9 protein-coding genes are annotated in these 8880 nt (G+C 69.6%); 6 read left to right on the plus strand and 3 right to left on the minus strand.

The annotated features are described in order from the left end of the window. On the minus strand, window positions 1-922 hold a 922-nt coding region (locus HOQ08_RS01220), incomplete at its 3' end, for a phosphotransferase (protein WP_291190369.1). Window positions 923-1057: 135 nt separating this feature from the next. Between HOQ08_RS01220 and HOQ08_RS01225 the strand changes: the two genes are divergently transcribed. Continuing rightward, window positions 1058-1957 (plus strand): AEC family transporter, encoded by a 900-nt coding sequence (locus tag HOQ08_RS01225; protein ID WP_291190372.1) that lies wholly within the window; start codon window positions 1058-1060, stop codon window positions 1955-1957. A 17-nt stretch (window positions 1958-1974) separates the two neighbouring features. Then, on the plus strand, window positions 1975-2379 hold the full coding sequence (locus tag HOQ08_RS01230) for a S4 domain-containing protein (protein WP_291190375.1): 405 nt from the start codon (window positions 1975-1977) through the stop codon (window positions 2377-2379). Here HOQ08_RS01230 and HOQ08_RS01235 read toward each other — a convergent pair. Then, complete coding sequence (locus HOQ08_RS01235; RefSeq protein WP_291190378.1) at window positions 2360-2998, minus strand: TetR/AcrR family transcriptional regulator; 639 nt, start codon at window positions 2996-2998, stop codon at window positions 2360-2362. The genes HOQ08_RS01230 and HOQ08_RS01235 overlap by 20 nt on opposite strands. A 143-nt stretch (window positions 2999-3141) precedes the next feature. On the opposite strand from HOQ08_RS01235, the gene HOQ08_RS01240 reads away from it, so the two are divergent. Then, entirely contained in the window at window positions 3142-3771 is a 630-nt protein-coding gene (locus tag HOQ08_RS01240) for a glutathione S-transferase family protein (protein WP_291190380.1), read from the plus strand. 74 nt (window positions 3772-3845) lie between these two features. Here HOQ08_RS01240 and mutS read toward each other — a convergent pair whose 3' ends face one another. Next, entirely contained in the window at window positions 3846-6419 is a 2574-nt protein-coding gene (mutS, locus tag HOQ08_RS01245; protein ID WP_291190383.1) for a DNA mismatch repair protein MutS, read from the minus strand. 163 nt (window positions 6420-6582) lie between these two features. Here mutS and HOQ08_RS01250 point away from each other — a divergent pair, with 163 nt between their 5' ends. From HOQ08_RS01250 to HOQ08_RS01260, 3 genes are all read left to right on the plus strand, one after another. Further along, a complete protein-coding gene (locus tag HOQ08_RS01250; RefSeq protein ID WP_291190386.1) occupies window positions 6583-7092 on the plus strand; it encodes a CinA family protein in 510 nt (169 codons plus the stop codon). 131 nt (window positions 7093-7223) lie between these two features. Beyond that, window positions 7224-8255, plus strand: a complete 1032-nt coding sequence (gene recA / locus HOQ08_RS01255; RefSeq protein ID WP_291190388.1) for a recombinase RecA — start codon at window positions 7224-7226, stop codon at window positions 8253-8255. 111 nt (window positions 8256-8366) lie between these two features. After that, window positions 8367-8861 carry a regulatory protein RecX gene (locus HOQ08_RS01260; protein WP_291190391.1) on the plus strand — a complete coding sequence of 165 codons (495 nt, stop codon included), beginning with the start codon at window positions 8367-8369 and terminating at the stop codon, window positions 8859-8861. The last annotated feature ends 19 nt before the right edge of the window (window positions 8862-8880 follow it).

The following is an 8880-nucleotide window of genomic DNA, read 5'->3' on the forward strand; positions in this document are numbered from 1 at the left end:
GGCGCTGCTTGCGGTAGCCGGCGATCAGCGCGCGTGCCGTGTGCACGTGCGCCGCGGCGTGGCCGGTGTCCAGCGCCATCCATGCGATGGCGTTGCGTTCGATCGCGGTGGCCAGGTCGAACAGCGCGAAGGTGCGCGCGGCCAGCCCGAAGTCGTGCACGGTGGTGATCTGGGCCCGCGGGCCGGCATCGCTCCAGCAGAGGTTGGAGACGTGCCAGTCGCCATGCGTCCACAGCCGCGGCTGCGTCGCCAGCCGTGCATGCGCGCGCTCGTGGAAAGGCGCCATCGCCCGGCCGATCTCCCCGCGCCAATCGCGTGCCCCAAGGTAGCTGGCCAGGCCCGGCCGCTGCGGCAACTGCGCGGCGAGCGTCGCCAGCGGGTCGGTCGCCTCGATCAGTTCGCTGCGCGCGACCAGCAGGTGCGTGTCGCGCTGGCCGGCCGCATAGCCGTCCGCCGCCCGGTGCAGGCGCGCCAGCATGGCACCGGCCTGGTGCGCGTGGGCCAGGTCGAGCAGCGGCGACCAGGATGCGGTTTCGCGGTAGAGATCGATGCCGGCGGCAGGCGCATGGACCTCGTAAGTCCATTCGCCGCGTTCGACGGCGGTGCACCCCTCGCCGTCGGCCAGCACCGCCGGCACCGGCATGCCTTCATCGCGCAACCGGGCCATGAAGGCGTGCTCCTCGGCCAGCGTCGCGCCCGTGCGCACGCTGCGGTGGTGGCGCTTGACGAACACCATGCCGCCCGCCGTCTCGATCAGCGCTGCGGCCGAGAGCGGCCGCGGGCTGTGCCAGCGGATCGCGCGGGCCTCTCCCAGCGGGTAGCGCGCCAGCAACGCGGCGACTTCCGCCGAGGTGAGCGGCGGCCAGTCGGGCGGCACCTCGTCGTGGGCCAGGCCGTGCACGCGATGGTCGATGTCGTTCATGAGCTAATTATCGCGGCAAACCGCAGGTCGGCTTCAGCACGCCGTGCCTGTCCAAGGCCGCCGCACGGGAGCGGTTGCTTCCGGCGTGACCGGCGTTCGCGTCTAATGCGCGTTTCCCCGCCGGACCCGGTATCGATGAGCGCCTTGCTGCTGCTGTTTACCTGCCTGGTGCTGGGCGCGCTGGTGGCGCGCCTGGCGCGGCCGCCGACAGGGCTCGCCGCGGGGCTCAACTGGTGGGTGATCAACGTGGCGTTGCCGGCGCTGGTGCTGGAACTGATCCCGAAGCTGCGTTTCGACCCGCAACTGTGGTTCCCCATCGTGGCGATGTGGCTCGTGTTCGGCGGCGCCTGGCTGCTGTTCGGCTGGCTGGGCCCGCGGCTGGGCTGGTCGCGCGGGCGTACCGGGGCGTTGATCCTGGTGTGCGGGCTGGGCAACACCTCGTTCATGGGCTACCCGATGATGCAGGCGCTGTACGGCCAGCCGGGGCTGTCGCTGGCGGTGGTGGCCGACCAGCTCGGCTGTTTTCCGGTACTGGCGTCGGCGGGCATCGTGGTCGCCTCGCTGTATGCCGGGCGCGCGCCGCAGGCGAACGCGATCGTGCGGCGGATCGCGACCTTTCCGGCTTTCGTGGCCTTGCTCGCGGGCATCGGGGCGGGGCTGCTGGGCGGCTGGCCGCAGCCGCTCGATGGCGTGTTCGCGCCGCTGGGTGCCACGCTGACGCCGCTGGCCCTGTTCTCGGTGGGCCTGCAGTTCAAGTTCCATCCGGGCGAGCGCCAGCTCGTGGCGGCCGCGAGCGGGCTGGGCTGGAAGCTGCTGCTGGCGCCGCTGGCCTGCTGGCTGCTGGGCACGGCGACCGGCGTGCATGGGCTGGTGCTGAGCGTGGGCGTACTGCAGGCGGCCATGGCGCCGATGGTTTCGGCGACGATCCTGGCCGACGAGTACGGCTTGGATCCGCCGCTGGCGAACACCATGCTGGGTGCAGGCATCGTGCTGTCGCTGTTGACGGTGCCGCTGGGCCGCGTACTGCTGGGATGATGCCGGGTGACAGGCCGATGAGCGAGACGCAGAACAACCTGCCGGCCGTGCGCGCCGACGTCTGGCTGTGGGCCGCGCGCTTCTTCAAGACGCGCAGCCTGGCCAAGCAGGCGATCGACGGCGGCAAGGTCGATGTCAATGGCATGGGTTGCAAGCCGGCCAAGGCGCTGCACGTCGGCGACCGCCTGCAGATCGGCCGCGGCGAGGAGCGCTTCGAGGTGACGGTGCTGGCGCTGTCCGAGCAGCGTGGGCCGGCGAGCGCTGCGCAGGCGCTCTACCGCGAGACCCAGGAAAGCCTCGCCGCACGCGAAGCGGCGCGGGCGCAGCGCAGGCTCGGCGCGAGCGGGCTGCTGCGTCCGCCCACGCGGCCGGACAAGCAGGCGCGCCGGCTGATCCGGAAGTTCAAGGACGAGCAGTCGTAGCACCGGTTCGACGTCCGCGGCTGGCGGGCCGGCGGTCGACCAGTTCGAGCGCGGTGCCGTGCGCGGCTTCGCGTACCTCGCGGCGGAACGACTCGTCCTCGAAGGTGCGCGCGAGCACCATCCCGCCGATGCACAACGCAGCGAGCGCCAGTCCGCGCTTGCGTGCATCGGCGGACCGGTCGGCGGAAAGGCTGTCGGTGAAGATCCCGGCCATGCCTTCGAGCAGCTCGCGATAGGCCTGCTTCACGCGCGGACTGGCACGGGCCACGTCCGAGGGCAGCGCGATCATCGGGCAATGCCCTTCCAAGTCGTCCAGGTGCGCCTGCGAGAGATACGCGTCGACCAGCTGCCGCGCGCGCGCCTTGCCCTGTCGGGCCGGGTCGAGTGCCAGGCTTTTCCAGCGCATGCCCGGATTGAAATTCCGGTAGGCCATGATCGCCTCGACGAACAGCTCCTCCTTGTTGCTGAAGTGGCTGTAGAAGCCGCCGCGGGTGAGCCCGGCACGCGCCATGATCTGGTCGATCGACACCTCCACGAACCCCTTGCGGTTGAACAGTTCGCGCGCGCTCTGGACGATGCGCGCCCGCGTGCTGCGCTTGTGCTCGGCGGTATACGGCATGGTGGTCACCTGTGGCGGATGGAACGAAGCGGCGCCAGCCTACTGCGCCCGCAAATTATGTTCTTGAACATATGTAGAGCGCGGGCAGACTCGGCTCGTTCCCACGGGGCGTTGTGCCCCTTCATCCCCACGGAGGCAACGACATGAAGCTGTACTACGCAGAGACGATGAACCCGCGCAAGGTCTGCGCATTGGCGAAATACCTGGGACTGCCGGTGGAGTTCGTGCGGGTGGACCTCCGCAAGGGTGAGCAGCACACGCCGGATTTCCTCGCCGTGAATCCGAACGGCAAGGTTCCGGTGCTGGTCGACGGTGACCTGGTGCTGTGGGAGAGCACGGCGATCATGGCGCACCTGGCGGTGAAGGCCGGCTCCGACCTGTGGCCCACGGACGCCCCGGGCCAAATCGAGGTCATGCGCTGGCTGTGCTGGGATCTCACGCACTTCTCGCGCCATGGCGCGACGCTGTATTTCGAAAACGTGATCAAGCGATACATCGGCCGCGGCGAGCCCGAGCCGTCCGCCGTCGAAGAAGCCACCGGCTTCTTCAGGAAGTTCGCCGCGGTGCTGGATGCCCACCTGGCAACCCGGGACTTCGTCGCCGGCGGCAAGCTCAGCATTGCCGATTTCAGCGTGGGCGTGCTGCTGCCATGGGCCAAGGAGATCCGGCTGCCGATCGAGGATTTCCCCAACATCGTGCGTTGGCACGAGCGGATGATGGCGCTGCCCGGATGGCGCGAGCCGTTCCCTGCGCCGCTGTCGGCCGTGGCCTAAAAGCCTCGCCCGGATCGGCGCAAAAACGACGCACTCTGGCGCCGTGGTCCGCTTCCGCAGCGTGCTCTATCGCTTCAAAGCAGGGCTTTGAGGCGGTAGAGCACGTCCAGCGCTTCACGCGGCGCGAGGGCATCCGGATCGAGATCCCGCAAGGCCTGTTCCGCCGCGGACAGGCCCGGTGCCACGAAAAGGCCCAGCTGCGGTGAGGCATCCGCCTCCGGTGTGGGCGCGGGCGCATGATGCATGCCGCGTTCCAGTTCCGCCAGCGTGCGCCGCGCGTCGGCGATCACGCTTTTGGGCAGGCCGGCCAGCGCCGCCACCTGCAGGCCGAAGCTGCGGTTGGCGGGGCCTTCCTTCACCGCGTGCATGAACACCAGCTGCTCGCCGTACTCCACGGCGTCCAGGTGCACGTTGGCGATCGCCGCGAATTCGTTGGCCAGCTCGGTCAATTCGAAATAGTGGGTGGCGAACAACGTATAGGCCCGGCTGTTGCGTGCCAGGTGCACGGCGGCGGCGCGGGCCAGCGCAAGGCCGTCGTAGGTGCTGGTGCCGCGGCCGACCTCGTCCATCAGCACCAGGCTGTGCTCGGTGGCGTTGTGCAGGATGTTGGCCGTCTCGCTCATCTCCACCATGAAGGTGGATTGCCCGCGCGAGAGATCGTCGCCGGCGCCGATGCGGGTGAAGATGCGGTCGACCGGGCCGATGCAGGCGCGCGCTGCCGGCACGTAGCTGCCGATGTGGGCGAGCAGCACGATCAGCGCGTTCTGGCGCATGTAGGTGCTCTTGCCGCCCATGTTCGGGCCGGTGATCACCAGCATGCGGCGGCTATCGGTCAGCTCGATGTCGTTGGGCTCGAACGGCTCCTCGCGCACCTTCTCCACCACCGGGTGGCGGCCGCGCTCGATGCAGATGCCGGGCGCGTCGGTGAGATCGGGAGCGCGCCAGTCGAGCGCGTCGGCGCGCTCGGCGAGGTTGGCCAGCACGTCCAGCTCGGCGAGGGCGGCGGCGGCATCCTTCAGTGGCGCGAGACGCTCGGTCAGCGTGGCGAGCAGGCTTTCGTACAGTGAACGCTCGCGCATCAGCGAACGCTCGCGCGCCGAGAGCACCTTGTCCTCGAAGGCCTTCAGTTCTTCGGTGATGTAGCGCTCGGCGTTCTTGGTGGTCTGCCGGCGGGTGTAGTGCGTGGGCGCCTTGTCGGCCTGCGCGCGGGTGATCTCGATGTAATAGCCGTGCACGCGGTTGTAGCCGACCTTGAGCGTCGGGATGCCGCTGGCCGCCTTCTCGCGTTCCTCCAGTTCGACCAGGAACTGGTCGGCAGGGGTGGACAGCCGGCGCAGTTCGTCCTGCTCGGCGTCGTAACCCTCGGCGATGACGCCGCCGTCCCGCTGCAGCACCGGCGGCTGCGCGACGATCGCGCGCGCAAGCAGGGCGGCGGTGTCGGCGTGATCGCCGATGCGCGTCACCAGCGTGTGCAGCCGCGGGCTGTCGAGTGCGGCCAACTGTTCGCGCAACCCCGGCGCCGCCGCGAGGCCGTCACGCAGGGTCGAAAGGTCGCGCGGGCGCGCCGAGCACAGCGCCACGCGGGCAAGGATGCGCTCCAGGTCGCCGATGCCGCGCAGTTTCTCGCGCAGCGGCTCGTAGGCGCGCGCCTCGATCAGCGTGGCGATCGCCTGGTGGCGCAGCCTCAGCGTGTCGCGTGCGCGCAGCGGGCGGTTCAACCAGCGGCGCAGCAGGCGCGCGCCCATCGGCGTCACGGTTTCGTCCAGCACGCCGAGCAGGGTGTGCTCGATACGGCCGCTCGGATGCGTGTCCAGCTCCAGGTTGCGCCGCGTGGCAGCATCCAGCGCGATGGTCTCGCCGGCGCTCTCGACCGCCATGCCTGTCAGGTGCGGCAGCGCGCTCTTCTGCGTCTCCTCGACGTAGCCGAGCAGGCAGCCGGCCGCGGCGATGGCCAGCGTCAGACCGTCCACGCCGAAGCCGGAAAGGTCGCGCGTGCCGAAGAATCGATTGAGCTCGCGCCGCGCGGCATCGACGTCGAAATGCCACGGCGGGCGCTTGCGCAGGCCGGGCAAGGCACCGACGTACTTCGGCCAGGCACCATCCTCGCCGATCAGCGTCTCGGCCGGCTGCAGCCGTGCCAGTTCCGCGGCCAGCGCCTCGGCGCTGGACACCTCGCTCAGCAGGAATCGGCCGGAACTCAAGTCCACCCAGGCCAGCCCGAAGGCACCCTGCGCGCCGGCGTGGATGGAGAGCAGCAGGTTGTCGCGCCGCTCTTCCAGCAGCGCGGCGTCGGTCACCGTGCCGGGCGTGACGATGCGCACCACCTTGCGCTCGACCGGTCCCTTGGAAGTGGCCGGATCGCCGATCTGTTCGCAGATCGCCACCGACTCGCCCAGCTTGACCAGCCGCGCCAGGTAATTCTCCACCGCGTGGTAGGGCACGCCGGCCATCGGGATCGGCGCGCCGGCGGACTGGCCGCGCTGGGTCAGCGTGATGTCCAGCAACCGCGCCGCCTTGCGTGCGTCGTCGTAGAACAGCTCGTAGAAATCGCCCATCCGGAAGAACAGCAGCACGTCCGGGTGCTCGGCCTTGGCCGCCAGGTACTGGCGCATGAAAGGGGTGTGCTGGACGGATTCGTTGAGGTTCATGCGCGGGAAGATATCGGGCGGTCGCCGGCAGCGATGGTCGTGTCGGGAGGCTCCGGAGTGTACACGCCGCCCCCGCCCGCCGGCCGGGCCGACGGCGCTCCCTTGCCGCAGTCTCCCGGAGCGGTTAGAACGCCCCTTTGCACCGCACGCCCAGCAGGAGTCCGTGTTGTCCGCTTTCGTCCCCACCGATGCGCAGCTTTCCGAACTCGCGGCCCAGGTCGCCGTGGAACTCCAGCAGCACAGGCTGATGCTGGTCACCGCCGAATCCTGCACCGGCGGCTGGATCGCCAAGACGTTGACCGACCAGCCCGGCAGTTCGGCCTGGTTCGACGCCGGCGTGGTGGTCTACAGCTACGAGGCCAAGGAGGCGCTGCTGGGCGTCAACCCGCGCACGCTCGAGCACGCCGGCGCGGTGAGCGAGGAGACCGTGCTGGAGATGGTCTCCGGCGCGATGGCGCGCTACGGCGCGGGCGTGGCGGTGGCGGTGACAGGCATCGCCGGGCCCAGCGGTGGTACGGCGGACAAGCCGGTCGGTACCGTCTGGATCGGCTGGAAGCGCCGCGGCGGCTATGCCCATGCGCGGCTGTTCCAGTTCAACGGCGATCGTGAGGCAATCCGCCGCCAGAGCGTGGCCGCGGCGCTCAGCGGCGTGCGGAAAGCGCTGACGGAATGAGGCGCTCCGCACCGGCGGCGGGGCTTGACGGGTGTGGGATACTTGGCACCTCTCAAGAGATCGCAGCCCGTGAGATTCCGACCGGGCACGATGCGCTCCATTCCTAGCCACACCACCGCAGGATCCCCACGATGGACGACAACAAGCGCAAGGCGCTGGCCTCCGCCCTCGGCCAGATCGAGAAGCAGTTCGGCAAGGGTGCCGTGATGCGCCTGGGCGACCGCACCGACGAAGCCATCGACACGGTTTCCACCGGCTCGCTCGGCCTGGACATCGCGCTGGGCATCGGCGGCCTGCCGCGCGGCCGCGTCATCGAGATCTACGGACCGGAGTCCTCCGGCAAGACCACGCTGACCCTGCAGGTCATCGCCAACTGCCAGAAGAACGGCGGCACCGCCGCGTTCGTCGACGCCGAGCACGCGCTCGACCCGACCTACGCCGAGAAGCTCGGCGTCAACGTGGCCGACCTGCTGGTCAGCCAGCCCGACACCGGCGAACAGGCGCTGGAAATCGCCGACATGCTGGTGCGTTCGGGCGCGGTGGACGTGGTGGTGGTCGACTCGGTCGCCGCGCTCACGCCCAAGGCGGAAATCGAGGGCGAGATGGGCGACTCCCACGTCGGCCTGCACGCCCGCCTGATGAGCCAGGCGCTGCGCAAGCTCACCGCCAACATCAAGAAGTCCAACTGCCTGGTGATCTTCATCAACCAGATCCGCATGAAGATCGGCGTGATGTTCGGCAGCCCCGAGACCACCACCGGCGGCAACGCGCTCAAGTTCTACGCCTCGGTGCGCCTGGACATCCGCCGCATCGGCGCGGTGAAGAAGGGCGAAGAGGTGATCGGTTCGGAGACGCGCGTCAAGGTGGTCAAGAACAAGGTCGCCCCGCCGTTCCGCCAGGCCGAGTTCGAGATCCTCTACGGCGAGGGGACTTCGCGCGAGGGCGAGATCATCGAGCTGGGCGTGGCGCAGAACCTGATCGACAAGTCCGGCGCCTGGTACAGCTACAACGGCGACCGCATCGGCCAGGGCAAGGAGAACGTGCGCCAGTTCCTGCGCGACAACCCGGCCATCGCCAACGAGATCGACCGCCAGCTGCGCGAACGGCTGCTGGTCAGCAGCAAGGCCGCCCCAGCCTCCGAAGAGGCACTCGAAGAAGCCTGAGCGCATGCCGGCGCCCGCACCCTCCAGCTCCCTCTCCTCCGGCCGGCGGCCGGGGGAGAGGGCTGGGGAGAGAGGGAGGCCTTTCGCTCGTAGCGCAGCTGGCTGTCACGCATGACGCGTCGCCCCGTCTCACCCGACAAGCCCAAGCGCACCGCCTACGACAAGGCCTTGGGCCTGCTCGCCCGTCGCGAACACTCGCGCCGCGAGCTCAAGACCAAGTTGCGCCAGAGCGGCTACGAGGGTGACGAAAGCACCGCAGCGATCGACCGCCTGGGCGAGCAGCGTTACCAGGACGACGAACGCTTCGCCGAAGTACTGGTGCGCAGCCGCGCGGCCCAGGGCTATGGCCCGCAGCGCATCCGCGCCGAACTCAAGACCCATGCGCTATCCGACCAGCGCATCCGCGAGCTGCTGGATGCGTCCGGGGTCGACTGGGATGCGTCCGCCCTCGACCAGCTGCGCCGCCGCTACGGCGGCAAGGGCGCGCCAGACCATGCCGAACGCGCCCGCCGCGCGCAGTTCCTCTTGCGTCGGGGCTTTGCCGCCGCCACAGTACGGCGTGCTACCCACGCCGAAGTGGACGACGCTGCCGACGAATCGGACTGATTCGTCGGCGGTGCCCGCC

Source organism: Frateuria sp. (assembly GCF_013362045.1).
In the GTDB taxonomy this organism is placed as follows: Bacteria; Pseudomonadota; Gammaproteobacteria; order Xanthomonadales; family Rhodanobacteraceae; genus Frateuria_A.